Annotated in this window: 35 protein-coding genes; 14 read left to right on the forward strand and 21 right to left on the reverse strand. The window is 62.2% G+C overall.

Features of this window, described 5'->3' with window-relative positions; translation table 11 throughout:
* Window positions 1–51 precede the first annotated feature (51 nt).
* From LJF27_RS21840 to LJF27_RS21900, 13 genes are all read right to left on the reverse strand, one after another.
* Complete coding sequence (locus LJF27_RS21840) at window positions 52–462, reverse strand: phage tail terminator-like protein (protein ID WP_196708777.1); 411 nt, start codon at window positions 460–462, stop codon at window positions 52–54.
* Window positions 459–1,133 carry a hypothetical protein gene (locus tag LJF27_RS21845; protein WP_128667738.1) on the reverse strand — a complete coding sequence of 225 codons (675 nt, stop codon included), beginning with the start codon at window positions 1,131–1,133 and terminating at the stop codon, window positions 459–461. Before LJF27_RS21845 ends, LJF27_RS21840 begins: the two co-directional genes overlap by 4 nt.
* A gap of 3 nt (window positions 1,134–1,136) precedes the next feature.
* Window positions 1,137–1,526: a hypothetical protein gene (locus LJF27_RS21850; protein ID WP_019396738.1), complete on the reverse strand. Its 390-nt coding sequence runs from the start codon at window positions 1,524–1,526 to the stop codon at window positions 1,137–1,139.
* The gene (locus LJF27_RS21855; RefSeq protein ID WP_063456164.1) at window positions 1,526–1,990 is read right to left on the reverse strand and encodes a DnaT-like ssDNA-binding protein; all 465 of its coding nucleotides are present in this window, start codon (window positions 1,988–1,990) and stop codon (window positions 1,526–1,528) included. The genes LJF27_RS21850 and LJF27_RS21855 overlap by 1 nt, the downstream gene beginning before the upstream one ends.
* The gene (locus LJF27_RS21860; protein WP_124117768.1) at window positions 1,974–2,459 is read right to left on the reverse strand and encodes a hypothetical protein; all 486 of its coding nucleotides are present in this window, start codon (window positions 2,457–2,459) and stop codon (window positions 1,974–1,976) included. Before LJF27_RS21860 ends, LJF27_RS21855 begins: the two co-directional genes overlap by 17 nt.
* Before the next feature lie 41 nt (window positions 2,460–2,500).
* Window positions 2,501–3,472, reverse strand: a complete 972-nt coding sequence (locus tag LJF27_RS21865; protein WP_010793134.1) for a major capsid protein — start codon at window positions 3,470–3,472, stop codon at window positions 2,501–2,503.
* A 9-nt stretch (window positions 3,473–3,481) separates the two neighbouring features.
* The gene (locus LJF27_RS21870; protein WP_003103389.1) at window positions 3,482–4,225 is read right to left on the reverse strand and encodes a DUF6651 domain-containing protein; all 744 of its coding nucleotides are present in this window, start codon (window positions 4,223–4,225) and stop codon (window positions 3,482–3,484) included.
* Between the two features lie 123 nt (window positions 4,226–4,348).
* A complete protein-coding gene (locus LJF27_RS21875; protein ID WP_229601872.1) occupies window positions 4,349–5,428 on the reverse strand; it encodes a hypothetical protein in 1,080 nt (359 codons plus the stop codon).
* Complete coding sequence (locus LJF27_RS21880; protein ID WP_229601873.1) at window positions 5,425–6,780, reverse strand: DUF4055 domain-containing protein; 1,356 nt, start codon at window positions 6,778–6,780, stop codon at window positions 5,425–5,427. Before LJF27_RS21880 ends, LJF27_RS21875 begins: the two co-directional genes overlap by 4 nt.
* 2 nt (window positions 6,781–6,782) lie before the next feature.
* Window positions 6,783–8,108, reverse strand: a complete 1,326-nt coding sequence (locus tag LJF27_RS21885) for a terminase large subunit domain-containing protein (RefSeq protein WP_229601874.1) — start codon at window positions 8,106–8,108, stop codon at window positions 6,783–6,785.
* Window positions 8,105–8,686 (reverse strand): terminase small subunit, encoded by a 582-nt coding sequence (locus LJF27_RS21890; protein WP_051696864.1) that lies wholly within the window; start codon window positions 8,684–8,686, stop codon window positions 8,105–8,107. Before LJF27_RS21890 ends, LJF27_RS21885 begins: the two co-directional genes overlap by 4 nt.
* An 8-nt stretch (window positions 8,687–8,694) precedes the next feature.
* Window positions 8,695–8,979 carry a phage holin family protein gene (locus LJF27_RS21895; protein WP_003116758.1) on the reverse strand — a complete coding sequence of 95 codons (285 nt, stop codon included), beginning with the start codon at window positions 8,977–8,979 and terminating at the stop codon, window positions 8,695–8,697.
* Complete coding sequence (locus tag LJF27_RS21900; protein WP_023105199.1) at window positions 8,972–9,355, reverse strand: putative holin; 384 nt, start codon at window positions 9,353–9,355, stop codon at window positions 8,972–8,974. Before LJF27_RS21900 ends, LJF27_RS21895 begins: the two co-directional genes overlap by 8 nt.
* An 84-nt stretch (window positions 9,356–9,439) precedes the next feature.
* On the opposite strand from LJF27_RS21900, the gene LJF27_RS21905 reads away from it, so the two are divergent.
* Window positions 9,440–9,631, forward strand: a complete 192-nt coding sequence (locus LJF27_RS21905) for a hypothetical protein (RefSeq protein WP_023105198.1) — start codon at window positions 9,440–9,442, stop codon at window positions 9,629–9,631.
* A 136-nt stretch (window positions 9,632–9,767) separates the two neighbouring features.
* Here LJF27_RS21905 and LJF27_RS21910 read toward each other — a convergent pair whose 3' ends face one another.
* From LJF27_RS21910 to LJF27_RS21925, 4 genes are read right to left on the reverse strand one after another with little or no spacing between them, the layout of a single operon-like run.
* Complete coding sequence (locus LJF27_RS21910) at window positions 9,768–10,661, reverse strand: hypothetical protein (RefSeq protein WP_031634933.1); 894 nt, start codon at window positions 10,659–10,661, stop codon at window positions 9,768–9,770.
* Window positions 10,662–10,689: 28 nt separating this feature from the next.
* A complete protein-coding gene (locus tag LJF27_RS21915) occupies window positions 10,690–11,133 on the reverse strand; it encodes a RusA family crossover junction endodeoxyribonuclease (RefSeq protein ID WP_033986521.1) in 444 nt (147 codons plus the stop codon).
* Window positions 11,126–11,881 (reverse strand): replication protein P, encoded by a 756-nt coding sequence (locus LJF27_RS21920; RefSeq protein ID WP_229601875.1) that lies wholly within the window; start codon window positions 11,879–11,881, stop codon window positions 11,126–11,128. Before LJF27_RS21920 ends, LJF27_RS21915 begins: the two co-directional genes overlap by 8 nt.
* On the reverse strand, window positions 11,784–12,677 hold the full coding sequence (locus LJF27_RS21925; protein ID WP_124092260.1) for a hypothetical protein: 894 nt from the start codon (window positions 12,675–12,677) through the stop codon (window positions 11,784–11,786). Before LJF27_RS21925 ends, LJF27_RS21920 begins: the two co-directional genes overlap by 98 nt.
* A gap of 66 nt (window positions 12,678–12,743) precedes the next feature.
* Here LJF27_RS21925 and LJF27_RS21930 point away from each other — a divergent pair, with 66 nt between their 5' ends.
* The gene (locus LJF27_RS21930) at window positions 12,744–13,097 is read left to right on the forward strand and encodes a hypothetical protein (RefSeq protein WP_015648948.1); all 354 of its coding nucleotides are present in this window, start codon (window positions 12,744–12,746) and stop codon (window positions 13,095–13,097) included.
* 82 nt (window positions 13,098–13,179) lie between these two features.
* On the opposite strand, the gene LJF27_RS21935 is transcribed toward LJF27_RS21930, so the two are convergent.
* Window positions 13,180–13,752, reverse strand: coding sequence for a hypothetical protein (locus LJF27_RS21935; RefSeq protein WP_033937834.1), 573 nt, complete (start codon window positions 13,750–13,752; stop codon window positions 13,180–13,182).
* A gap of 103 nt (window positions 13,753–13,855) precedes the next feature.
* Between LJF27_RS21935 and LJF27_RS21940 the strand changes: the two genes are divergently transcribed.
* Window positions 13,856–14,347, forward strand: coding sequence for a hypothetical protein (locus LJF27_RS21940; RefSeq protein WP_171941815.1), 492 nt, complete (start codon window positions 13,856–13,858; stop codon window positions 14,345–14,347).
* Window positions 14,348–14,586: 239 nt separating this feature from the next.
* On the opposite strand, the gene LJF27_RS21945 is transcribed toward LJF27_RS21940, so the two are convergent.
* Window positions 14,587–14,844, reverse strand: coding sequence for a transcriptional regulator (locus tag LJF27_RS21945; RefSeq protein WP_369810314.1), 258 nt, complete (start codon window positions 14,842–14,844; stop codon window positions 14,587–14,589).
* Window positions 14,845–14,902: 58 nt separating this feature from the next.
* Here LJF27_RS21945 and LJF27_RS21950 point away from each other — a divergent pair, with 58 nt between their 5' ends.
* The 3 genes from LJF27_RS21950 (at window position 14,903) to LJF27_RS21960 (ending at window position 17,163) form a co-directional block, all read left to right on the forward strand.
* Window positions 14,903–15,757: a S24 family peptidase gene (locus LJF27_RS21950; protein ID WP_033937799.1), complete on the forward strand. Its 855-nt coding sequence runs from the start codon at window positions 14,903–14,905 to the stop codon at window positions 15,755–15,757.
* 135 nt (window positions 15,758–15,892) lie between these two features.
* Window positions 15,893–16,411, forward strand: a complete 519-nt coding sequence (locus tag LJF27_RS21955) for a hypothetical protein (protein WP_052154705.1) — start codon at window positions 15,893–15,895, stop codon at window positions 16,409–16,411.
* Window positions 16,408–17,163, forward strand: coding sequence for a DUF1828 domain-containing protein (locus tag LJF27_RS21960; RefSeq protein WP_052154706.1), 756 nt, complete (start codon window positions 16,408–16,410; stop codon window positions 17,161–17,163). The genes LJF27_RS21955 and LJF27_RS21960 overlap by 4 nt, the downstream gene beginning before the upstream one ends.
* Window positions 17,164–17,604: 441 nt before the next feature.
* On the opposite strand, the gene LJF27_RS21965 is transcribed toward LJF27_RS21960, so the two are convergent.
* Window positions 17,605–17,937, reverse strand: coding sequence for a DUF1654 domain-containing protein (locus LJF27_RS21965; RefSeq protein WP_033937797.1), 333 nt, complete (start codon window positions 17,935–17,937; stop codon window positions 17,605–17,607).
* Window positions 17,938–18,416: 479 nt separating this feature from the next.
* A complete protein-coding gene (locus tag LJF27_RS21970) occupies window positions 18,417–18,893 on the reverse strand; it encodes a GNAT family N-acetyltransferase (RefSeq protein ID WP_074198688.1) in 477 nt (158 codons plus the stop codon).
* Between the two features lie 876 nt (window positions 18,894–19,769).
* Between LJF27_RS21970 and csrA the strand changes: the two genes are divergently transcribed.
* The 8 genes from csrA to LJF27_RS22010 all read left to right on the forward strand — a co-directional run bounded on the left by csrA (window position 19,770) and on the right by LJF27_RS22010 (window position 25,000).
* On the forward strand, window positions 19,770–20,141 hold the full coding sequence (gene csrA, locus LJF27_RS30470; protein ID WP_096834163.1) for a carbon storage regulator CsrA: 372 nt from the start codon (window positions 19,770–19,772) through the stop codon (window positions 20,139–20,141).
* Window positions 20,142–20,647: 506 nt separating this feature from the next.
* Window positions 20,648–20,800: a hypothetical protein gene (locus tag LJF27_RS21980; protein ID WP_166740726.1), complete on the forward strand. Its 153-nt coding sequence runs from the start codon at window positions 20,648–20,650 to the stop codon at window positions 20,798–20,800.
* On the forward strand, window positions 20,784–21,005 hold the full coding sequence (locus LJF27_RS21985; RefSeq protein WP_003099037.1) for a hypothetical protein: 222 nt from the start codon (window positions 20,784–20,786) through the stop codon (window positions 21,003–21,005). The genes LJF27_RS21980 and LJF27_RS21985 overlap by 17 nt, the downstream gene beginning before the upstream one ends.
* Complete coding sequence (locus LJF27_RS21990) at window positions 21,002–21,211, forward strand: hypothetical protein (RefSeq protein ID WP_034086078.1); 210 nt, start codon at window positions 21,002–21,004, stop codon at window positions 21,209–21,211. Before LJF27_RS21985 ends, LJF27_RS21990 begins: the two co-directional genes overlap by 4 nt.
* Before the next feature lie 9 nt (window positions 21,212–21,220).
* A complete protein-coding gene (locus LJF27_RS21995) occupies window positions 21,221–22,129 on the forward strand; it encodes a YqaJ viral recombinase family protein (protein ID WP_023121813.1) in 909 nt (302 codons plus the stop codon).
* 12 nt (window positions 22,130–22,141) lie between these two features.
* A complete protein-coding gene (gene recT / locus LJF27_RS22000; protein ID WP_229601877.1) occupies window positions 22,142–23,041 on the forward strand; it encodes a recombination protein RecT in 900 nt (299 codons plus the stop codon).
* Between the two features lie 6 nt (window positions 23,042–23,047).
* Complete coding sequence (locus LJF27_RS22005) at window positions 23,048–23,254, forward strand: hypothetical protein (protein ID WP_096834161.1); 207 nt, start codon at window positions 23,048–23,050, stop codon at window positions 23,252–23,254.
* A gap of 3 nt (window positions 23,255–23,257) precedes the next feature.
* Window positions 23,258–25,000, forward strand: coding sequence for an AAA family ATPase (locus tag LJF27_RS22010; RefSeq protein WP_229601878.1), 1,743 nt, complete (start codon window positions 23,258–23,260; stop codon window positions 24,998–25,000).
* Window positions 25,001–25,002: the final 2 nt, after the last annotated feature.

Consider the following 25,002-nt stretch of genomic DNA (forward strand, 5'->3'; position numbering starts at 1 on the left):
GGAAATGAAAAAACCCGCTCATGGCGGGTGCTGGTGTGCCCATGCGGGCGATCAGAAGCTGTCGGCGCGATAGCCGATGGAGACTGGCTTGGTATCGGCGATGTCCCCCGATATCCAGGGTCCCGGCGCTGGTGGGCTCACCACCTGCACAGAGAAACCGGGGCGAGACAACTCGCTGTAGAGAGGGAACTGCTGACCTAACTCGGCGATGATGTCTGCGGCAACGCCGGTGCCCTGCCCGCCTGGGACTACGATGCTGATCTGGAACACACCGGTGAAGCCCCGGTGGTAGCCGCCCAAGTCACTACTTGTAGTGCCCCCGGGCAGCGTGAAGCAGCGCAGATAGATGGCACCCGGCGTCGGTTCGAACGTCACATTCGGGTACGCGACCGGGATCCCCTTGGCCTTCGCCCAGACGTCCAGGCGAGCCTCGAACAGTTGCTGAATGATCTCGTGACTCATACCTGGTTCGCCCTGACGGCGGCCTCCACAATCTGCTGGAATTCGGCGATGGTCACCCGGACCATGCCAGCCGGTGCCTGGCTGGAGTGCCCGTACTCCAGCGGTACCGCATACGGCAGGTTGTTCACCAGGTAGGCGGTATCACCGAGCTTCAGCGGCTGGACCCCGGCGGTCACTGCAGAAATTGTCTTGCTGCCAGTCGGGTCGACGTCATCAATCTCCCCCTGTGCGGCCGTGCCGATGCTGAACTGCCAGTTGGCCCGAAAGCGCCCGCCAACATACCCGCGCCCGACCACCATCCCGTTGACGTCGAAGTTCTGGTCACGCTCCGCCTTGGTCAGCGGCTTCGCGTGCTTCACGCCTCGACGTAGCTTCCCGTTCCTGGTGAAGTTGCTCGGATTCAGGTTGATCAGGGTGTTGCGAATCGCGACGTTCTCGTCGTAGCGGTCCGCCGCGGCGCTAGCCCTCTGGCGGTAAGCGACGTTCGCGGCCCACCGCTCCGGGTCACCGACTGGAGATTTCTCGATCACCTTGACGGACAGGTCCAACATGATCCGCTGGTAGATCGCATCGCCGGCAGCCAAGGCTTGGTCGCGGAACTGCGCCACCGCTGCAGCGAAGCTGCCCTGGCGCCCCGAGTAGCGTTGACGCATGCGAGAGCCACGGGCCATGCGCTACCTCCTCGCCTGCGCGACGAAACCGATGTCCAGGCCGGCATAATTCCAGGCTTTCGCAGTCACCACCTTGAAGGCCTCGCCGTCGAACTCGATACGGTCGCCGTTCCTCGGCGCCGGCATGTCCTGCCCCCCGAGCTGCACTGGTGACATGATGATCTCGACATCACCCTGTTGGATCAGCGAGCCATCGATAACCCGCACATCGTAGTCCTGGCGCATGCCGGAACCATCGAAGCGGCGCTCGATGGTTGGACTTCCACCGGTCGCCGGGTCGTACTCGCCCTGCTCGAACTTGGTCAGGCGTAGCTCAAGCCCCTTACCGCCCTTACTCCGCGGTGCCAGCATGCGTATGGCCATCGCCCGGGAACGGTCGTAGATATCGGCCATCAGCTCATCCTCGACACCCTGACGTTGAACATGCCGCCGCCGACGGTCAGCGCCTCCAGAAGCCGATCCACTGCAACGTAGCGCGGCTGCCCCTGGTTCACCGGATCGGCGTAGACCGTGGTGAGGGGCCCCACCGTCTCGGATTTCACGGCGGAGGCCTGCTGTACCGTATCCAGCGGCCCGTCAAGCGCCAACAGGGCCAGTTCGCACGTTGCGGCCTGCAGTTTCCGGTTCGGCCATGCCAGGCCGGTGCGTGGAAACTCCAACGGCTGGTCCGGGACGACCTTCGAGCCTCGGAATTGATAGCTGCGGTCGATGTAGTCGGTCGCCCTGATCAGTGCCGAGGAGCGGCTGTCAATGGAGGCCGACGCCCAGGCAGCATTGCCGCGCTGAGCGTGATACTCGGTAGCCTGGTCGACGGAGACGTAGCTGTTGGCGCTGTCACCCTCAGTCACCACCGCCATTGGCTTTCTCCTCGGTCGCCTTCAGGAGCTCGCGCAGCGAATCGGGCGTGGCGCCTTCCGGCACCTCGACACCCAGTTCAACGAGACGCGCCAGCACCTGCTCGTCGTTCAACGGCGAGGGCTCCTGGGCCGCCTTCGCCTCGGCGAGCAGTTTCGCCAACGCAGCCTTGCCTGCACGCCCATCGAACGCAACGCCGAGGGTCTTCAGGTCAGCCTTGATTTCGTCGAGGGTCGGCTCGCCGTCCTGGCCGCCCGAAGCCTTCGCAGCACCGCTGGTTTGCAGTTCGATCAGGTCGTAGGCCGCCGAGTATGCCGGCGGCACCTCGCCGGCCACCGCATCGGCCTGTTCGAGGAAGTCACCCTGGCGATAGGCGAGCGGGTCCCGAATCGTCAGCCCATTGCGTTGGGCGAAGTCCATCTGGTCCGAGGTCGCCGGGCCCGCTACGAACCACAGAATCTTCTTGGTCATTGTCCACCTCATGAAAAGGGGGCCTGGCGGCCCCTCTGCGGCTACTTGCTCAGCACCAGAACGCCGGCGGTGTCTTTGACGCTGGTGGCGGTGCGCTCCCAGTTCGCCGCGGTGCCGATCGCGGTATCGTTCGGCGAAGCGCCGCCCGTACCGGTCTTCCAGGTGTAACCAAGCACGCCCAGGTTGTAGCTCCATTCGGCCTGGTAGACCGAACCCAGGTTCTCCTTGCCGGTAGTGCGGTTCAGAACGGCGTCGAAGTCGTTGTTGCCGGTCACCAGCACCGAGCTCTGCACCAGGCCCAGGGAGCGGAACGAAGCTGGGTTGGCCTCGGGGTCGGCGCCCGCCGGCACGATCAGCGAGTCGGCGTCGGTCACCACGAACAGGCGGCCGAACGGGTCGCGCATCACGTTCACGCCGTCGTAGGTGAACAGGTTCTCGGCGTTCGCAAGAGCGTTGTCGTAGAGATCGCTGACCACGCTGGAATGGAACACCCAGGCCGCGATGGCGTTGGCGCGGTCACCGAACTTGAACGCCGCCTTGTTCAGGGTGCGGAAGGTTGCGGTCTCGGTGGCGCTGCCATGGGTCGCGTCGGAGTGACCGCTGATTGCAGCCACCGCGCCGCGGATGGCGGTGTTCAGCATGTCCGCGACCCGTGCTTTACCCAGTTGCTCACCGATGGTCAGGGCCGCCAACGCCGGGTTCTGCAACACCCAGTTGTACTGGGCCGCTTCATACTCGATCGGTGGCGTGCCGGCGGCGACCTTCACCGCGGCGTTGAGCAACTGCGTCAGACGAGTCGCAGCCACGTCGCCGTTGCCGTAGACGTTGCGGCGGCGCACCAGATTGGCGATCAGCTTGAAGCTGGCCTTGATGTCGAAGTCGCCCTGCGCCGGTGCGTTCTGCAGGACGATGGTGCCGGCGGATGCCTGGTTGAATTTGTCGATCGCCTGGGCGACGGTTTCGGTCAGAGCCGTGTAGGTCTGCTTGTTGAATACAGCGAGATCGAAAGCCATGTGGCCTCCTTACTTGATCGTTTCGAGGTAGGCGACCTTCTCGGCCTCGGTCTTGCAGTCGGCGAGCGACTTGGCCGTGCTGCCGGAGGGCTTGCCGCCCGGGGGCGTTCCGCCGCCGGAGTGGCCAGAGCCCTTCAGGATCTGGTCGCGGTAGGGGTACTGGTCGACGAGAATCTCCAGCGCTTCATCGAAGTCGGCGGCCTCGCCGGGACGGGCCTTGCTGTACAGCTTGTTGCCGTGGGCGTCGTAGGCCACGACATTGCCGTCCTCGATTTTCAGGTGCTTACCGAACACGGACTGCACCATGTCGGCCGGAACAGCCAGGCGGTCTGCCACGAACTTCGAGCGGGAGAAGCTGCCGCCGATCTTCTCGGCGTAGAGCTGCTGCTCCAACTGCTCCGCGCGCGTGGTGGCCTCGGTCAGCTTGGTGTCGTAGGCCTTGCCGATTTCAGCCTTCACCTTCTCGATCTCGCCGGCATCCACCAGCTTCTTCGCGTCGAGATTGGCGACGGTTTCCAGGGCTTTGCGCGCTGCGGCCGGGTCCTCGATGCCTTCGAAGTCTTTTGCGATCTTCTCGGCCTTCTCCGCCCGCTCGCGGTGCTGCTTGGCCTCTCCGTTCAAGCGGGTGATGGTGGCTCGGGTACCGACCGCATCGAACGCGATCTCCTTGCCGTCATCCTCCACGTAGACCGGCTTGCCATCCTGGACCTCGGCGTATTGCTTGCCATCGACTTCGACAGTCTTCAGTTTCATCTCGTCTTTCTCCGGCCATCCGGCCATTGCGATGGGCCATCCGGCCCGGAAGGCGCCCCGCTCCATCCGAAACGCAGGCATAAAAAAGCCCCGGACATTGCCGGGGCCTACACGAATTGGTGATCAGTCGGGCGCGTACAGCGACTTGAGTTGCGCCAGGCTCAGCGGGTTGCCCCGCTGGTCCAACAGGTCGCTCAAGGTGATGACGCCTCGGCGCCAGAGGTCGGCGCGGCCGGGCCCCAGCTTCTCGTCCTGGAAGGCCTTCGACTTACCCTTGAGCCATGTCTCGAAGTTCAGACTGGCCGGCACCTGGCCGTCCATCGACGCCCGGGTACTCTTCACCTCGTCGACGTCGATACCTAGCTCACGCATCGTCTTGAGCCAAGGAAGAGTGGTACTGCGACACCCCCAGTGCCGCGGGCAACCTTGCTTGTACGGCAACGAGTGCCCCACAGGCCTGAACTGAAGATCCCAAGTCTTCTGGTCGTAGACCATGCAGATTTCAGTGGTGTGCGAGTCCAGGGTGCTGAGCTGGCGATACCCTTTCACCGGGCCATTCTCGCCAGAATTGGCCTTGTAGACCTCCATCCTGGCGCCATTGGCGACCGCTTGGGCGCTGTTGTGGACCAAGGTCCGAGCCGCGCGCTTGCTGACATCCATGAAGCCCTTCACCGGCGGTTGGTCGCCCCGAGCCCGGCGGCCGACGATCTGGGTGACCATCTGTTCCGTGGTCTCGCCGTTCACGAAGCCATTGCGCACCACACCGGCGAACCGGAACGACACATCCGCAGCCTGCTTGAGCCACCATTTCTTGGTAGGCGCGCCCTCGATGAGCGTATTCGCAACCACGGCGCTGAGTCGGTTCTTGCCGACGCCGAGCATGATTGGCCGGCTCACCAGGCTGTTGACTGAGCTCGACGCGAAGCCTCCTTCGATGACCGCGAGTTGCCGAAGGTTGGCATCATGCGCCGCAGCGATCTCGGTGTACTGCGCCTTGATTGCCTTGGCCGCCTCGTCGAGGATCGCATTGACCTCCTTGACGTTCTTCAGCGGCAACCGGCGGCCCTGCAGCAGCTTCACCAGCTCCTCGGCGAGTTCGGTGATCTTCTCCTCGACTTCCTTCGACATACCCGCCGTGGTCCTGATCAGGTCGATACCATGGTCGGTATACAACTCTGCCAGCAGCACCTCCAAGCGAGTCATATCGCAGGCTCCTGGTTGCGGATCCGCTCCTGCTCCGACTCCCAGTCCAGGTCCTCGGCAAGCATGCCGCGGCGCTGGGCCTCGTTGAACAGGGTCTGGTCTGACAACGAGCCGCCGTCACGCATGCGCTGCAGCACACCCATGGTCTCAGCCGGAGCATAATCCGGGTCGAGATTCGGCTGGAGCTGCACGGTGCCGCCCTCGGCGCGGTTGTTCAGTGCGAGGGAGAAGTACGACAGGAACAGCACCAGGCTGTCCTGCAGACCCTGGCACATCATCGCCAGTTTGCTGGTCTCCTTCGCCGATTCCTCGCCAGACTGCTTAGCCGTCATGACCTGGGTGGACTTCTCCACCAGCTTCGCACCAGCCTGCCGCATCTCCTCTTGCAGTGAGTCAAGCTGTTCCCGCGCGGTCTTGATGGCGGCGCCGGTGTGCTCGACATACTTCATGTCGGATTCCCGAGGCAACTTCACCGCGGAGCGCGCGCCGATGGCCAGCTCGTCGCCGGAGTCGACACCAGTCATCACCAGGATCGGCACGCAGGCGACATCAACCAGACTGTCCAGAGAGGACTGGAGCCACCAGTGCTTCGCCACCAGGTGGGCGAGTTCGAGCAGCGGTGGCTTCGCCGTAAGGAATCCGGTACGCGCGGTGTAATACGGCACCAAGGGGATGAAGCCGAGCGTGTTCGGCGTGTCCGACACCATCTCCCACCCGTCCTTGCCCTCCTCGAACACGCGATGCCGGTGGGGCTCGATCACGCGGATCTGCTCAACGGATTCGTCGGTGAACTCGTCCACCTCCTCCACCCGGCACGTCCGGAAGCGGAACTGGGTCAGGCTGTCGACACCAGCAACCTTGGCGGTCTTCCACCCCAGCACCTGGCCAGGCTCGATCAGCACCCCGTAGGGCCTGAAGCCGGCTTGTTGCTCGGCCTGCCGTGTGTTCGGCAGATCCTCTGGCCGTTGCGGTATCTCGACCAGGGCGAACTTCAGGCCATACTCCAGCCCGCCGCGGAACCAGTCCTGGGCGAACACCTGCAGATCACGTCCCTCCGTATCCACGTCGGTCAGCAGGTCGGCGATCTCCTGCGGCACGTCATCACCGATCACGACCGGCTTCGCAAACACCCGCCCCACCATGGCGCCGACCGTTTCCTCGAACGCGGGGTGCAGCGTCGCCAGCTTCAGCCGCGCTTCATAGTCCTCCCTCGTCTCGAGCTGCCGCTTGGGCAGATACGCCTCCCCCGCTTCGCGCATGGCCGAGGTGCCGCCCTTGATGCAATCGACCAGCTTCCAGTGCTCGCGCATCTCCTCGACAGCGGCGCAGCACTGGCAAACGGAATCGCTCATGGTCAGAACCTCAGGGTGGTAACAGTTGCGGACTGCTTGACGACAGGCCACTCGACATCGACGCAATAGCCGATAGCAGTGGTGATGTGCTGGTACTTGTTCTTCTGATCTTCCTGGAAGGTCGATCCCTCCTGGAGTTGAACAGTGGCCAAGCCCTTATCGCACCACTTCGCGGTGTGCGGATTGACGAAGAGGCTGCTGGTCCCGTCGGCGGTCCTGACCTTGGCCCGAACTGCGTTCTGGCGGTCCTTGATGGCCGGGTGCGACGGCTTCACCTTGCGGGTGAAGGTCCAACCGTGTGCCTTCAGCACGCCCTCTATATCGGTGTAGTCGGAGGCGTGGCCGTGCTTCTCCCCGGCCTGGCCAGCCGGGTCGCCGTAGATCAGCACGTGCTTGTTCTGGTGGGCCTTGAACTTATCGACAAACTCCAGGGCGGACTGCTTGGAGACGGCACTGGTGAGGACGATCTCATCCAGCAAGTACAGGTCCTGGCCGTTGTTGCGCCGCACACCGATGGCCGAGGATAGCGGTGTGAAGTTCTGGTCATGCATCCACAGCAGCTGCTCGTGCGGTTCGATCCGCGCATCCGTGTGATTGGCCTTGCTGTAGTCCTCGTAGATGCGGCCGCCGGCCGTCTCGAACGAGGCCTCGAACTCCTGCTTGAACTGCTTGGCCGACATCGAGTGCTTCATCGCAGCGATGACATCGAGTGGCAAGATCTCGGCAGACTTCCAGTGGAAGACACGAAAATTCGGGTCGCCACCGGCCTCGGCCTTCATGCAAAGGTCGTAGTAGTGGTTCAGGCCATCCGGCACCCCGAGCAACCAGCACCAGGCCCGGTAGTCAGGTTCCAGTGGATTCACGGTGTTCAGCGCCGGAAGGATGTTGGCTTCCCAGGCATCAGGCTTGACGTCCGCGAACTCGTCAATACCGCCGCCCTTCCAGGGAATACCTTCAATACGTTGCGGCTTGTCCAGACCAAGGACATGAATCTCGCTGCCGTTGGGCAGGTAGATAATCAGGTCGGACTCGCTCGGCTTGCGCGGGTGCAGGCATGACAGCGTGAAGGCCTTCAGGTCATCCCAGAATATCTTCTTGGCCTGGGCGTGCGTCGGCGCTGCAGCAAAGTACTGCCCAACAACTGCATAGGCCTGCTTCACGAGGAATCGCTTGAACCGCTCTGTTTTTCCACTTCGGCGGCCGGCGGGCACCAGAGGGAATCGAATTCCCTCTCGAACCGCCTCGACCAGGCTCAGCTGTACGGGGTGGTCCTTGAGCTTGTACCAGCGCGCAAGCTGCCGATCGAGCAACAGGTTTCCAGTGCTCATCCCGGCAGCTTCTCAATCAGGCTCTGCAGAAGTTCAGCCGTGTCGGCCTGACCTCCGCGCTTCATTTGGTCCAGCTCGGCGCGCTTCTTCGCGACATCCAGGCGCTTGAGCTCTAAGTCCAGCGCGGCAGACTCGGTGCCGACATGCCGGCTCAGCAACTCCAGGTTGCGGAGCTTGTCCGGCCACTTGACCTTGCGGAGCACGCCAGCGATGCGGCGGTCGTCACCGCGGCCCTCGAACAACTCGGCGATCTCGATGCCGGACAGGAACTGGCGCCAGGCCCGGGGCCAGTCGCGGATCGACCGGAACGATCCGTCGTCCTCGAGGATGTCGAGTACGTCCATCTCGTCGATCTCGCGTAGCCGCCGGATCACATAGTCGGCCTCGACCTCGGTGCGCTTCGAGCGCTCGGCCATGGCGGCCTGGATGGCCTGAGCAACCTCCGGCCGCTGGAGCAGTTGATAGCCAATCTCCGTCGCGCGCCGGGTGCTGTAGCCGGCCCGAATCGCGGCCTGCGTCGCGTTGAGGTCTATCAGGTACTCGTCGACGAACAGGCGCTGTTTCTTGGTCAGCGCCATGGATCACCTCAACTGAGCCTCAGGATGGGCGCGATGTTGCCCTTGTTGCGGTAGACCAGCACCAGCAGCACAACCAGGACCGCCAGCAGGTAGGGCGATATCGGCGTCGCGTGGCGCGCCATCAGCACGGCCAAGCTGATCGACAGCGCCTGCATGCCGGTCCCAGCGGCGAGGATGTACGCGCAGAGCGAGACGCCGAACCGGTACGTGGCACCGTGGCGCTGGTACGTGAAGATGCGGCAACTGATAGCGCCGCAGACGGCCGCAGCCGCCAGGGTCACCAGGTCAACCATCTTTCCGGCCTCCGATCATGCCGACGATGCGCTGCAGAACGATCTGGAGCCATGCCGGCGCGCGGCCACCGATCATCCAGTCGAGCACGCCGATCAGGATCGTGACGATCAGCGCGGCGGTGACCAGTGCGGGAAGTCCGGAGAACTGGGTCGCGCCCCGCCCGACAGCCTCGGTGGCGGCGTAGTAGCCGCCGACCCAGGACGCCAGCAGGTAGCCGACGCGCCTTGCGATGGTCAGGTCGTGAGCCCAGAGCACGAACAGCAGCGCGCCGGCGAAGCCGCCGATCACTGCATTGACGTCGACTCCGGGGATGATTGCGGTGGCAGTGAGCCCGACGGCGCCGGCTGCTGCTACCGCACCACTTGGCTCGGCCATACCTATTACTCCTGAGGTGAATCAGCCTAGACGCGAACCTAAGCGCTAGAATGCCTACTCCAGCGGACAACGACAGGAGTGGATATGAACAACGAAGTCGCGAACAGCCAGTCGATAATCCTCAACGCGCTGATCGCCGCGCTGCGGAACTCAGGCAACTTGGATGTTGAGACCTTCAAAAAGAAGATCCAAGAGCAAACCGCCCCGGGGACAAATAGTGGCTTCCACCAAGGCACGATCGACGTGGCCATACACATTGCAGAGGGTGGAAAGTAAAACGTGCTGCTGGTAGCACTGCGTTCCCGGGGCGAAACGAAAAAACCCGGCGCTAAGGCCGGGTTTTCGGGGGAATCTGTTGATTGGGTGTAACTGTGCACAATGGCAAAACGATACCCAAATGCTCCTCAAAACGTCAAGCTGCTGCTTTCTTGACCTTTTTCTTCACCCTCCCGAGGCGTTGCAACTGCTCCCAGTAAGCCGCTACCCGGTCGTGGTAGCGCGCATGCACATGGGGCTGCTCCAGCACGTCGTCACCCCATTCCGCACGGTATGCCACGCCGTAGGCCTTCACCCGCGTGAACCATGCAGCCAATTGCGCATCGGTCATGCGCAGCAGGCGCTCGCGCAGGCGACTGCATGCACTGTCACGCTGCGCTGCATAAGCGGCTGCCCGTTGCTCAGCGACCAAATTCCGGTCGACTTGCAGCCAGCGCCAGCCCGGCCCCCTCCGCAATCCGCCCTGCTTCGCCACCACCTCGGCGACCGGCTTCAGCGCCTGAGCATCGAGCCGGTCGATGTGGCGCGCCAGGCGTTCCCAGGTACTCGCGTAGTCCCGCGCCCAGTTGCCGGGGTCGATCCGACAGCCGAGGCGCTCCTCGATGAAGAGGCAGACCTCGCCCGGGCGCAGTGTGTCGCGGCCATTGACGGCGCGCTTGTGCGAGTTGATCGCCGCCAGCGCCATCCAGTAAGCCCGCTCGCCCTGGCGCTGGGTCAGTTGGCCAAGGCCGGCGCCGATCCACACCAGGCCGTGAGCGATCGCCACGTCGTCACCGGTGGCCAGCGGCGAGTACAGCGTGTGACCGAAGTGCTGCAGCGGCTTCGGCAGCGAGCGGATGGCAGCCTGCACCAGGCCGGCGGCCAGCATGTGGGCGCTACGCCCATTGGTGTCCTTGCGGTCGGGGTGCGTCTCGTTGGCCACCCGCCCCTTCTTGCCCAGCGCGGCCTTGTCGGCCGCCACCGCCAGCACTGAGCTCCGACTCTCGTAGAAGGCGTCGTGCCAAGCCTGGCGCGCGCTGATCAGTCTCATTTCGACTCTCCCCTGTAGTTTCCTGTAGTCACTGCTCGCCCTCGAGGAGAGGGACGACTTTCACTCGCACGCCTGGCGTTTCGCCGTAGCGCTTCCCCACCACCGCCTTCACGACCTGGACGTCGTCCTTCCAGACAACGCCGTTCAGGCCGTCGTAGATCGCTTTGATCACGTTGTCCATGTCGGGCTTCTTGGTCGGGTACAGGCCGCCGGCCAGCGCCAGAGCCTTCCGCTTTTTCGACATCGATTGAGGGATGCTCAGCGCGATGTCGAGCTCGACCAGCACCGGGCCCTCGAACAGCGCGCGACCTGCCATCGCCTGCTGTCCGCTGTGCGCGATCAGCCCCTCGTAGTTCGCCGTCTTAGCCGGCGTGAACATCCTGGCGTGGGCGCCGACGCGACCGATGCGAGGCCTCCCCTTCCCCACCGGCTCGCCGGGGACCGTGAACATCACCGGGCGGAGGTCATGCATCACGGCGCACCTCCGGCGCTTTCCGGCGTATCTTGGCCAGCAGCAGTTCCCGCGCTTGGGCGCCACTGAGCCCATCCAGGCCTTGAGCTTGCATCCGGTGGAGCAGTTGCTGCTCGGCAAGCTCATCGGCACGCTGCAGCTCCGACTTCTGGCTGTCGAGGCCAATCGCCTTGGCGACCTTTCCGTCCAGCGGCTCACCAGCCTCGAGGCGTCGGACCACTACGGCATAGTTATGCTCGAACTCAGCGCGAAGTCGCTTGTCGCCGTACTGGGCCCGACGAAGCTCGAACAGGCCTGTGAGTTCGGCAGCCACCTTCACGACCTTGTGGCTGTAGCGCTGCTCCAAGGCTTCGTACCAGGCGCCCTCGGCGCTCGGCAAACCGTCGATCTTGCGGCACAGCCGCAGGAACTCCTTGAGGCTCGGAGGAAAGTCCTGATCCAGCACCATCCGCTGGAGGCCTCGGTCGACCTGCATGTCGCTCAGGTGCTTGATACCGGTCAGCCAGACTCGCTTGGCGAGCGTCTCCGCACGACGTTCCCCGTAGTGCTTCTCGTACCAAGCCGGATAGCTGGTTTTGAGGGTGGCGAACACGCGCTTCACCGCCCTGCGCGCCTGGGCGTCAAGTTCGACTAGATTCTCGATCTGCGGCTCACCAGTCGTCGTCGTGGAGGATGTCAACAGCGTTGCGCGAACGTCGTGCAGCGGGTCGCTGACGTGCTTGGGCGTTTCGTCCATCGGTTTGCTCATGGCGGTGCTCCGCATGCGGTGCTGTTGCCATCCGGTGGCGCTCCAGCAAGAGTTCATCGAGAAAATTTCGGTAGTACAGGGGGGAGTCAGGCGGGGCGCCGAGCTTGGCTTCGGCGATCTCCATTGCCGCGAGCATCTGTTCCGCGGTGACACCGCGCTCGACCCAAGAGGCGAACAGCGGCATGGTCCTGGCGGTCTGCACCGCGTGGATCTGGAATCCGCGCTCGCGGATGAAGAACTGGCACCACTGTCCCGCAGTGGCCGGATCGACTGGGCATTCGCGCACGCACGCGTTAGGTACGGTACGGTTATTACCGGATACCGGAAGTAGGTTGCTGCTCGGCACCTGCTCAAGAAATAACCCGGTTGTAGCTTGCCCTTTCGAATCACTAGAACCCCCGTATTCACTGGGGTCAGGCTGACTCTTTGGAGGTTGCTGCTCTGGTTGTAGCTTGGTTGTAGCTTGGTTGTAGCTCTTTTGGTCGGACTGGTCCCGGCGCGCGTGGGGGAACTCAAAAACGAGCGGTCCGATGACCTTAATGGCCCCAAGCTTCTCTAGGCGACGAACCGCTGAGCGCCCCTGCTCACGTGTATACGGTTTCGGTTTCGCGCGGCCAGGTATCGGGTCCACAACGAACCCTTCGCGCAGCACGATTTCGTTGATGAGCGTCTTTTGCCCAGCAATACCAGTGGCGAAGTCCATACGGCGCTTCAAGGCCACATAGAGCTTCAGGAGCTCTGCCGGCTCACCAGCAAGGATCTCCCACTCCGCATCGTTGAGTAGAACAGCGGTCATCTTCGGGCAACCAACAACCTATGGCACACTCCGGCCACAGGCGATCCCAATCGGAGTACAGCAGCAGTGGACGATGAAACCGATCTGCACATCCAACTCGCATACGATGTCGCATCGAGTGCCCTGGAGGAAGCCAATGCCGCCAACGACCTGCTGGTGATCCTGCTCCAGGCCGTTATGGCTACGCAGCCTGAAGCCACGAACCGGTTCCACCAGGCTGTGCACGACGCGCTGAACTCGACAGAACTCATTCGCAGCGACGCCTTCGAGAACAATGCTCGCCGGCTATGCGGGCTCATCGACGGCTCCTGCCCCACTCCATACTTCAACTCGCTGTTTCCGCGCAGTAGTGGAGCGCCGAACCAGCCCAAACGACCCACCCTCAAGGTCGTCCAGAAGTTGGAACCGAAGCCGAAGTAGCCACCAATACGCATCAGCAGTTGATGCGGCTCGTCGAAGAGCGCATCCCACTCCTCGTCGTTGATCTGGAAGGACGGCACGGCTACCCCTGAACAAGGCGCGGCCGGCGCATCTGGTCGATCATCCGCAGCGCCTCATCGGTCGCCGCCCTGGATTCGGAGAGCTCCCGGTGGGCCTCCTGCAGTTCCTGGTCATCAGCGCCGTCGACGAGGTTGGCCACGGCCTGCTGCGCCTCACCGTTCTCCTTGATGAGTGTCCGGAGCATGCAGAGCACCTCCGGCCGCTGGCCGGCATCGCCGCCGATCAAGCGCACCGACACGCCCAGCGGCGTCAGGATGTCGCCCAGGGCCTGGACCTTCAGGTCAGTCGGCAGCGCCGCGAGGATGCTGGGAACGAAGTTCGCCGGCACCAGGTTGGTGTCCTTGGTTCCGTCGTCAAGCCAACGGAACACGCGGTCGGCGTTGACCTTCATCCGCTCGGTTGTATCGCGCGTTGGCGGGTCGAAGATGATGCCGGTGACCAGCACTCCCTGGATGCGTTCGTGCGCCTCCACGATGTGCTGGACGACGGTCTCTCGGCTCCACCCCTCTCGGCGGCGCCATTGGTTCACCACGCCGAGCAGCGTGGAGATCAGGGTGTGCGACTCATTCCGCATGCACTGCGTCTCCCACACGGTTACGATCATTTCGCCATGACGCACGGATGAACGCGCTATCCCTGGCTCCCCTTACAGCGCGATGGCCGAGGAGGCTGAAAACTTGAAAATCGATCGCACGATTCAGAAAGCCGTTCTGGACCGCTTGGCGGACGCGTATCCCAATCCGGTACATACCGATGGGCTCTCCGACCTCTTCGACGACACCAGGATGCTCACCGCCTGCTGCGCCTACCTGCACGAGCACGGCCTGGCAAGGGCAAAAATCTCGGAATTTTTGAGTGAAGGCCGCGAACTGCTGTACGCGGAAATCACAGCCAAGGGGATCGACTTTCTGGCAGATGACGGAGGCCTGAGCGCAATCCTGGGGCCGGTGACGATCAAGTTTCATGAGGACTCTCTCCGCCAGATGATCGAGCTACGTCTCGCCACTGCGAGTGATCAGCAGGTGACGCCGGAGGAGAAAACTCAGCTTGTTCAAGCGCTTCGAGGACTGCCCGCCGATTCCATAAAACACCTGACAACGCGACTACTGGACCTGGGCATGGACAATCTGCCTCGAGCAGTCGAGATAGTTCGTACGTTCCTGTCGTGACGCCCCCCACCTCCTCCGTTGAGGCCAGCGTGAAATGGAGGAACCCGATCCGGGGTCCACGGCTGGCGTGTAGTGGTGTGCAGAACTGGTCAGGCAGGATCTGGGCGGTAACGCGGAGGAACAGCTCAGTGCTGGCCGACCCGCGGCGATTGGCGAGCATTACCAGGCCAAGCTGGGACTGCGTGAAGGTGTGCGACTTGGTTCGCATGACGTGGCGGCTCCTGGCCAGTAAGGTGCGTTCAGGCAGCCGCACCCCATGGGAACGACGGGCACAGTTCGCTTCGGAGGACCCGACCAGCGGTGAGCGCCTCGATCTCAACTGCACGTTTCGCGGGGATTGGTCGAACGCCTGAACACCATTGACTTACGGTGGGCGCTCTCACATTGAGCTTTCGCGCCAACTCGGCCCGACTGCCCAACAGCTCGGCGGCCTGGCGCACTGCTTCTGCTGGAGTCATGTCTCTTCTCCGGGGAATGTTGGAGAAAGAGTAAGGCATTAGCTAATCGCAGGCAAGCCATTGCCTAACCACACTACAACTGACGTTAAATTAGGCAATGCTTACCGGACCCCAACTCGGCGCCGCTATTGAGGCCGCCAGACTCGCCAAAAACATGTCGAAAAAGGCTCTCGCAGAGCAGTTCGGCGTGAAGCCCCCTTCTGTCCAGGGATGGATCAACACCGGCAGGATCGATAAAGCGAAACTGATCGAATTGATATCGTTCTTCTCAGACGTCGTTGGCGCAGAACACTGGGGATTAAGCGAAAAGGAGGCGGAGCTTATTGCGCCGAGTAGCCCACCTACGCAGCATCCTGGCTCATCGGCCGCGGAAAAGGTGATGGAGATGCTCCAGCGCCACGGTAAAGGGCTGAGCGGCGAAGCTAAGGAGAAAATCGCGCAGGCAGTAGCCGAGTCTCTCGATGGCGATCAATCGACGACATCGAACGTGATTCACGCTGACTTCAACCGCACCACTCTGGTGAAAGGAAATACGATTTCGATCGCCCAGTACGACGTGCGCGCAGCCATGGGTGGCGGCCAGGTGCCGGCCGAGTACCGTGAGTTCGTCAGGAATCTGGTGGTCGACAAGGTCCAGCTGGATGACCTCGGCCTGAAGTACACCGATGCGGCCAACCTCAAGATCATCACCGGGTGGGGCCAGAGCATGCTGGGCACCATCGAGGACAAGTCCCCGATCCTCGTCGACGTGGGCATCACCGACTTCGTCGAGGAAGGCGTCTACGTTTTCACCTGGCTGCAGCACCTGTTCGTGAAGCGGGTGCAGATCCACGATGCCGAGCACTACCTGCTGGTGTCGGACAACAAATCCTTCGAGCCGCAGAAGGCCCGCATGGAAGACGTCCATTTCCAGGCCAAGGTCCTGGGGGCCTGGAACTTCAGAAAGCTTTGACAGGCAAAGTCATCTGGCGGGGTGGGGATTTGTAGCTATGGGTTGGTCATACGGGTGATGATGAAGCAGCTCCGGAGGATTATGGGACAGTAGCTCCGAGCCGTTGAGACTCAATCCACACGAAGGGAAACAGGATTGGCGAAGCAAAAGACCATCCCTTATGACGAAGCAATTCAGGCGATAGACGCCTCGAAGTTTTGGCCGACGGGGGCGCGTTTCGAATGGAAGAGTCAGTCAATTCGCAGGTTCCCTGCGCCCTACAGTTTTCGAGCTCCGCTTGCGCTTGACGTCAAGCAGACGCGCTTTGCCGAGGACTGGTTCGTCGACCTGTACTTCAAGAGGAGTCAGTTGCCAGGCGTTCGCGACACTCTCTCCATAGCCTTCATCGTGAACAAGGCCAGGATCGTTGCTGTCGATGACAACGGACCCAGCACCCATTTGAACAAAGTAGGACCTGGTCGGCCCTACTATCAGAAGGTCGCTGACCATCCACACCTTCACATTCCGATCCCTGAAGCATCCTATGGGTATGCCGAACCGTTGGAAGGCACTACTGTCCAGATGCTGTGGGAGCTATTCTTAGCAAAGGCAAATATCACCGGAGCGCCGCGCATAGAACTGCCGGACTTCGGTCAATTGGGGCTAAGCTTATGAATTGCACTCTGATCGGCGCTCAGCTCGGGTTCAAGTGCAAACCGGTAGCAGATGGGCTCTTTTACCTTGAGTCCCCTCTCACACTCCCGTTCGATGGGAACCTGATCGGCGCATACATCCAAGATCTTGGGAACGGCCACGTGCGCATCAGCGACAACGCAGACACGCTTTTTGTGGCTATGACTCATGGGGTTAAACCAACCGCAGAGAAAGGCAGAAAGCTGGCTGACCTTGTCGCATCTAGTGGCCTAGAGCTATCGGATAGCGGCGAAATCTTCAAGGCTTGCCCAGAAGACCAGCTTGGCTTTTACCTCGCGCGCTTCATCGAAGCGGCTGAGCACGTTGGCTTTGCATGTAACAAGATGCGCCCATCGCCGGTATCTCGATTTGACCAGGTGGTTGGAAATGCTTTGAAGGCAGCCTTCCCCAAGGCATTGAAGACGGACTTCAAAATTATTGGCGCCAGTGGGCATCAGCTAACGCTCCCATTTGCCATTGAGAGCAGCGGCGGGCAGCCAACCCTGATCCAGACGGTATCGACGAAAGACGGCAAGATTGATTGGAGCCTCGTCTATCGAGCAGTCGGGAAAATGCTGGATATTAAGAATGCGCACGAAGGATCGCTGCGCCGAGTCATTCTTGAGCCAGGCGACGAAGAGGACAATCGCAAAGCGGCCACCGCTCTTGCCGACGCCGCATCTGTCATCATCTACACAGGACCAAAGCATTTAACAGCAGCTTTGGCCGCATAACCCTGAAGCCCCGCACCCGCGGGGCTTTTCGTTCCGACCCACCTTTGATAGATTCCCTCCGCCGGCCTGGGAAGACAGCAGTCCGGCACAGGCCGCGCCTCGACTCCAGCGCGGCCTTTTCGTTTACTCCCCCTACAGTCGTGACAGCATGATCTAGGCCTCAACCAGCAGGCCGAGGAGGCCATCATGACTCGCAATCACATTCGCACCACCGTCGCCCGAGCAAATCTCCTGCTTGATGCGATGCCGCGTACTCATCCTCACCACTCATGCGACGACATTGCCAAGACGCGCAGATTGATGACTATCAAGAACCGGCTTGGCCGCATCGTTGTAGCCCGGCTCTATGTAGATGATCTGGTCTCGTCAGCGCACAGCGCCCTCAGTCGTACCCACGACCGATAGCGATTCGGAGCCCGCTACGCGCGGGCTCTCCTTCCACTAGATCCTCTCCTCATGTAGAGGCTGAACCACCATGTCCGGCTCCTGCACCAGTTCAATCCCATCGACCACTTCAACGCCCTCCTCGTCTCCCGCCTCCCAGGTGAGCGTAACCACTCCATCCTCCCCCAGCGACATCTCGAGTCCATCGGTTTCGGCCAACTCCTCCAGTACCTGCTGCCAGGCCTCTTCCGAATCCCCCTGCGCCTTCCAGATTGACGCCCGGCGCTCCGCCTGAGCCCGCGGGCTACTGATCATCGCTGATACCCGGAGACGCACCTTCTCTACCGGCGAAACCTGTCCTTTCCCCTGGGTGTTCTTCTGCACAGCCATCCTCCGATTACTGTTTATTCATACAGTATTTTCTGTTTCAAAAATCTGCAATCCCGCCTCGCTCACCTACAGATAGTTAGCGCGCAAACTTAAAAATTAGGCATTAGCTATTTACAAAAATTAGGCATTAGCTTACTTTTTCTTCAACGCCGGCAACACACCGCTGGCCAGGCCGCAGCGAGCCAAGGCCTTGCCGATAGGCAAAACGGGTTCAGGGGGAGCCTCGCCCCGTGGCCAGCAGCGTAGATGGCCCTAGATCAAGGGAGAGCCAGTGGGCGAAGAGCCGCGACTGGCTGTCGGGACCTCAGGTCCCCCGAGAAAGTAGCCGCCCAGCCGGACGTGGCGCGTAACGCCGGTCAGCAACACCGATTTCCTCGATGCCCTTGGAAACAGGGGCATCAGGGAAGTCAACGAACACCAGCACGAAGGCCTATGAAAATAGGCACCGGCATCTGTAACGATGCTAAATCTTGCCTGCCCTACCAATCAGTGACGTAGATACTCTGAGCTTCACCAAAACGCATTATCTCTCGCTCAAACTTCATACCGACGCGATTAAGTAGGCGGATTGATGCATCGTTCTTGCTTTGCGTTTCAGCAATCACCCTCTTCAAAGCCAAGGTGTCACTTGCATACTGCAACGCAAGGGTAAGTGCCTCAGTCGCGTACCCCACCCCACAGTGCTCTGGAAGCAACGCGTAAGAGACTTCTACGTCATTACCATCATGATGAGTATCTAACGAGATTACACCTGCAAACTGCTCGCCTTGCCTTGTTCTGATTGCCCAAAATGGAAGCTCTCTCTCGATTGAAACTTCTACCTGAGCTCGCCGCACCGCAACCTCCCGATCAACGGGACCTCCTAAATAGGCACGCACGTCTGGATTGGTGTACAACTCCACCAAGTCGGAAGTATCTTGCTCTTGAACATGGCTAAGATAAATAAGAGATTGCATAAATACCTCATGAGAAAACCCATCATCTTTTTCTATTTATACTAAATTTCTTGATCGAGGACTATCTGGTAGGAGCCTCGAACGAATCTCGATAGGCCTTGAAAGCCTCTATCGCATGCTCATTTCTATTATTTCCGTCAGAGTCATCGAGCATCCTTTCCTCTGGCGTCTTGCCTCCATAGTAGTCTTCGAACCAACTGAAGTACTGCAATCTGATAGAGCCAGGGTGAAACTTACTATCAAGCGCCTTCCACCAAGTCAAACAGGCTGGGCAAGGTGGAAGCTCCGTGAAGCATATAATTGTTCGGACTCCTCGCGCATAGAGTTCTTTTCCGATAGGGCCGGGAGAATTCTGCATGCCAAGTATCATTATATTGGTAAGCGGAGGCTCCCAATTGGCCCTAACACATCGCTCCAAGGCAACCCGCTCGCTGTGGAGCCCAGCTGATCCAGCAGGGGTGCTTGAAGCCTTATGGTCTTTTCCAATTCGCGCATTGTTATTGTCAAGCAACCTTATTGCGCCGAAACATTTTCCCAACCTAATATCCCCCGACCTTCCACGCCCTTTTCGTGCTTTATAAGCGACAACATCAACCCCACGAAAATCAACGCCTTCAACATCGAGCGGCTCGAAGCTAATCGCCATACCAACAACCTCCCTGTTGTGCTCGCATCAATATATACGCACCAACTCAGGGATTCATTGTAGTCATACTCAAGACCACCCATAGAACAAAAAACCAGCAGCATAATTCTCATTTGAAATAAATCCCTTTCCCCCTCCCGCTTGCAGTTTCCAATGCGGGCGACCGACCTCTACCACTGCGAACCGAGATAGATCGGTTGCTCTCGAAATCCCCCGAACGGAGTTACGCCATGTTGATCTTGACCCGCCGCCCCGGCCAAACCCTGCATATCGGCGACAACATCACCGTCACGGTCCTCGGCAGCCAGGGCGACCAGGTGCGCCTCGGCATCACCGCCCCGGACGACGTCGCCATTCACCGCTCCGAAATCTACCAGCAGATCGGCAACGTCCGTCCGGTGCCGCCGGCGGAGCTGGTCGAGGCCTGGAACCGCGAGCACCCGGCGCCCGCGCTGATCGAGTACCGCCCGTACCGCGGAGCCGAACCGAAGCGCACCCGCACCGTCGGCCGGGCCAGCATTTCGCTTGGCGGGGCGGCGGTTATCTGGATCGAAGGCCAGTCGGCGCCGGTCGCGTTGCGGGCCTGCGCCGCGATCTCGTGACTTCGGCGCCTGGCCCATTGCAGGGCGTTTAACCCACGGCGAGCGCCCGCCGGTCCAACGGCGCGCACAACGGAGGATCTCGACATGTAGCCCAGCCCCAACGGCAGATCGCCAACATGCGGTCGAGCCTGTACCCAACCGCTTTCACATAGGGCGGTGCATGTAAGTGGAGACAGGGCGCTTGGCGGCGCCCTTCTCTTTCCTGCTCCTGGCTCGGCCAGGGCGCAGCGGAGAGTGGTCTGTGGTTGCACTCGGCGGACCAGGGTGCCCTCAGAAGGAGGTGCGGCCAGTTAGGTAGCGCTGCCGAAGCTGGCGTAAGTCTTTCGGGTTCGAATCCCGGCCAGATCACTCCCCGCTGCGCAAGCAGCGTTCCCCCTCTTCGCCCGGCTCCGGCCGGGCTTTTTTCACCGCCCGCATTCGCATGAACGCTCCCCGCCTTCCCCATCGGGCAAGCCCGGCGGCGTGAGCATTCAGCCGAATGCAGGTGAACCACGGAGAGCATCCCGATGTGGACATACCGCGAGCGCCGCAACCGCGCGGCTTTCAGCAACGCCCAGCACGCCTGGGACTTCGCCAGAGACCCGCTCTGGGACCAGCCGGAGCCAGATCCAGAGCCCGAGGACGAAGAGCAGGAGGCCGACGATGGCCTGGGCGAATGAGCGCGCCGAGGGCGTGATCGAGGAAGCGATCGTCGCAATGCGTCGGTCGGTGATCCCGCGCCACGACCAGTTGGTATGGCGCGGCCAGATCGAGATGGCCTACACGCTGGACGCCATCGGCACCCGGCAATACGACGACATGCGCCGCCGGCTCGACGCCGCAGCGGATGCGAGACAGCAAGAACTGAGGAGCATCGACCTATGACTACCCGCCCCGTTCGCTCGATCATCGACGACCAGCTCGACGATATCGAAGAGTTTGCCGGAAAGAACATCCGCCAGGCCGTCGAGTTGGCCAACCGCCACGGCTACCACAACCCGCTCTTCGCCAACATCTGCGGCGACCTCTGCGTTCTGCGCTTCCGGCGCAACCCCCGCCTTCACGCGACAACCACCCTCTCCCTGAAATGAGGCCAGCCCATGACTGCAGTTCTCGCATCGGTCGGCGCGCTCGACCGTACCAAGTACCTCGGCGGCAGCGATGTCGCCGGCATTCTCGGCATCAGCCCCTGGCGCACTCCGTTGGACGTGTACCTGGATAAGGTCCAGCCGCGCACCGGCCCGGTCGATCCGGCGAAGCAGAAGATTTTCACCCGTGGCCAGCGGATGGAGCCCTACGTCATCGACCTGCTGGCCGAAGAGACCGGCCTGAAGATCGTCGGCCGCGGTAACCGCTACCGCGACCAGCAGCACGACTTCATGGCCGCCGAGATCGACGCCGAGGCCGCCAGCGGCGAAAACATCGAGATCAAGACGGTCAGCCCGTTCAAGGCAAAGGACTGGGGTGAGGTTCAGACCGATGCCATTCCAGTCCACTACACCGCCCAGGCCATGCACGGCCTGATGGTCACCGGCCGCCAGGTCTGCATCTTCGGCGTGCTGATCGGCGGCGACGACTTCCGCGTGTACCGCGTCGAGCGGGACGACGAAACCATCGCGGCGATTCGCGAGAAGGAGGTCGAGTTCTGGGGACGCATCCAGCGCCTGGATCCGCCCGAAGCAACCGCTGTCAGCGACATCCTACGGCTGTTCGAGCGTGACGCCGGAACCAGCATCGAGGCCGATGGCAAGGTCGTGGAGGTGTTCAACCACCTGCGCGAACTGAAAGCCAAGGCCAAGGGCCTGGAGTACGAGATCGAGTCCGCAGAGGAGCGCATCAAGCTCTTCATGCAGGACCACGCCCAACTCACGGTCAACGGCAAGTCGGTACTGACGTGGAAGTCCCAGACCACCAACCGCTTCGACCAATCCGCCTTCAAGGAAGCCCACCCCGCACTGTTCGAGCAGTTCAAGAAGACCAGCGAATCCCGCGTTTTCCGCCTCAAGTAACCGGAGCCCAGCATGTCCGCAACCGCCCTGAAAGCCGCCGCGACCGGCAATGTCGCCAACAACGGTCAGCCGAAAACGCTGGCCCACCTGATGACTGATCCGAAGATCAAAGCCCAGATGGCCCTGGCGCTTCCGAAGCACATGACCGCCGACCGACTCGCGCGCATCGCGCTGACAGAGATCCGCAAAGTACCGGCCCTGGCGAAGTGCAATCAGGAGAGCTTCCTAGGCGCCGTGATGCAATGCGCGCAGCTCGGCCTGGAACCGGGTAACGCTCTCGGCCATGCCTACCTGCTGCCGTTCGGCAACGGCAAGGCGAAAGATGGCCTGTCGAACGTCCAGTTGATCATCGGCTACCGCGGGATGATTGACCTTGCCCGGCGCTCCGGCCAGATCGTTTCGCTCATCGCGCGCACCGTGCACCAGAACGACCAGTTTAGCTATCGCTACGGCCTCGACGAGGACGTCCAGCACGTTCCGGGAGAAGGTGAACGCGGCGTCATGACCCACGTCTACGCGGTCGCCAAGCTGAAGGACGGCGGCGTGCAATTCGAGGTCATGAGCAAGGCCGACGTCGACAAAGTACGCGCCACCAGCAAGGCATCCGGAAACGGACCTTGGGTCACCCACTACGAAGAGATGGCCAAGAAGACCGTCATCCGCCGGCTGTTCAAGTACCTGCCGGTCAGCATCGAGTTGCAGACCGCAGTCACCCTGGACGAACGCGCCGACGCCGGATTGGACCAGGACAACGCGTCCATCCTCACCGGCGAATACAGCGTTGTTGACGACCAGTCTCAGGACCAGGTCCCGGACGGAGTGAACACCGAGACGGGCGAAATCACCGACCCCGCCCCGGGCCAGCAGTCGGACACCGGCGACACCGGCACCGACGAGCTCAACCTCGAGTAACCGGCCATGCCCAGCCTCACTGTCCTTGAACGGTACGGCCAGGTCGGGGAGTTCGCCGCGCTACTCGGCGCGGCCGAGCTCAACGCCGCTACGGACTGGGACGAGCAGTTCCTGGCCGACCTCTGCAGCAACTTCCAGCGCTACGGCGCACACACCTACCGCGTCGCCGTTGCCACCAAGGCCCCGGTCGAAGAGCCCATCACCCTGGAGTGAGCCATGCGCATCACGAAACTCGAAATCACCAACTTCCAAGGGCTGCGTCATGCGGCCCTTGATGTTTCTGCGCCGGTGCTCCTGGTGGCCGGCCACAACGGCGCCGGCAAGAGTTCGCTGCTGGACGCCATTGCCATGGCCTTCAACGGCCAGCCGCGCCGCGTCTCGCTGAAGAAGGACATGGCGCAGCTGGTCACCGAGGGTGCCAAGAAGGGCGAGGCCCGCGTCGAGTGGCTGGACGCGGCCTACGAGGTGCAGGTCTGCGGCGTGGCGCTCCCCACCGGCAAGGGCTCTGCCCTCACCGACTCGCCCTTCCTGCCCTACGTGCTCGACGCCAGCCTGTTTGCCAGCCTGGATGCCAAGGAACGCCGCCGGGTGCTGTTCGACCTGAGCGGTGCCAGCACCAGCCCGAACCAGATCGCGGAACGCTTGGTCGCCAAGGGCCACGCCGCGGCCCTGGTGGAGAAGGTGAAGCCCCTGCTCCGCTCCGGCTTCCCGGCCGCGGTTGAGCAAGCCAAGGCTTACGCCAGCGAATCGCGAGGCGCCTGGAAGGCGATCACCGGCGAGAACTACGGCAGCGAGAAGGCCGTCGACTGGACGCCGGCGTTACTGGCCACCGTGGTCACCGAAGACCAGGTCGCCGAGGCCGGTAAGAACCTGCAGCTGCTCGAGGACGATCTGGCCGAGGCCCAGCAGGCCCTGGGCGCCAGCAAGCAGGCCCGCCAGGCTGCCGACGGCCGCGCCCAGCGCATCGCCAAGCTGCGCGAGCTGGTCGACCTGGAGCCGCGCCGCCGGAACAAGCTGACCACCGACGAGCAGAACCAGGACGAGTGGTCCGAGAAGGTCATGGCTGCCGAGCTGGCCTCCTCGGGCAGCGTGCCGCACCAGCCGCTGACCTGCCCCCACTGCCAGGGCGCGGTCGACCTGCAGGCCGGGACCCTGGTGGTGCACCAGCCGCCGGAGCAGATCGCCGATGCCGAAGCCGCCCGCCGGTTGCCCGAGTACCGCGAGTATCTGGCCAGCGCCCAGCGCGCCGTCGCGAACAGCCAGCGTGACCTGGACGAGTGCCTGGCCGCCGCCGAGCAGATCAAGGCCCTGGAAGCAGAGTCCGTCGAAGCGCCCAGCGCCGAGGCGATCGCCAACGGCGAGCAGGCCATCAACGAACTGCGACAGGCCCGCGACGCGAGCCGCGCGAAGCTGGTCGCCCTGCAGGAAGCCCTGGAAGCCGCTACCCAGCGCGAGGCCTCGATCGCGAAAGCGCGGGCCGCGCACCAGGACGTGGTGGCGTGGACCGGCATGGCCGACGCGCTGTCGCCGACCGGCATCCCGGCGGAGATCCTGGCCGACGCCATCGGCCCGGTAAACGACACCCTGAAGCGCCTGTCCGGCATTGCCGGCTGGTCGCCGGTGGAGATCAGCACCGAAATCGACGTGACCTTCGGCGGCCGGCTCTACGGCCTGCTGTCCGAGTCGGAGCGCTGGCGGTGCGATACGACCATCGCCCTGACCATCGCGACGATCTCCGGCCTGCGCCTGGCGCTGCTGGACCGTCTCGACGTGCTGGACCTGCCGAGCCGCAACCAGGCCATCGCACTGATGCGCGCTATGACCTCCGACCGCGAGGTCGACTCGGTAATCGTCGCCGGCACGCTGAAGGAGCCGATGGCGAAGACGCCGGAATGGTTGCAGGCGGTATGGATCGACGGCGGGCACATCGCGGGCCACGAGCATCAGGCCGCAGCCTGACC

The sequence above is a fragment of the Pseudomonas sp. 203-8 genome, from assembly GCF_020708595.1.
GTDB lineage: Bacteria > Pseudomonadota > Gammaproteobacteria > Pseudomonadales > Pseudomonadaceae > Pseudomonas > Pseudomonas aeruginosa.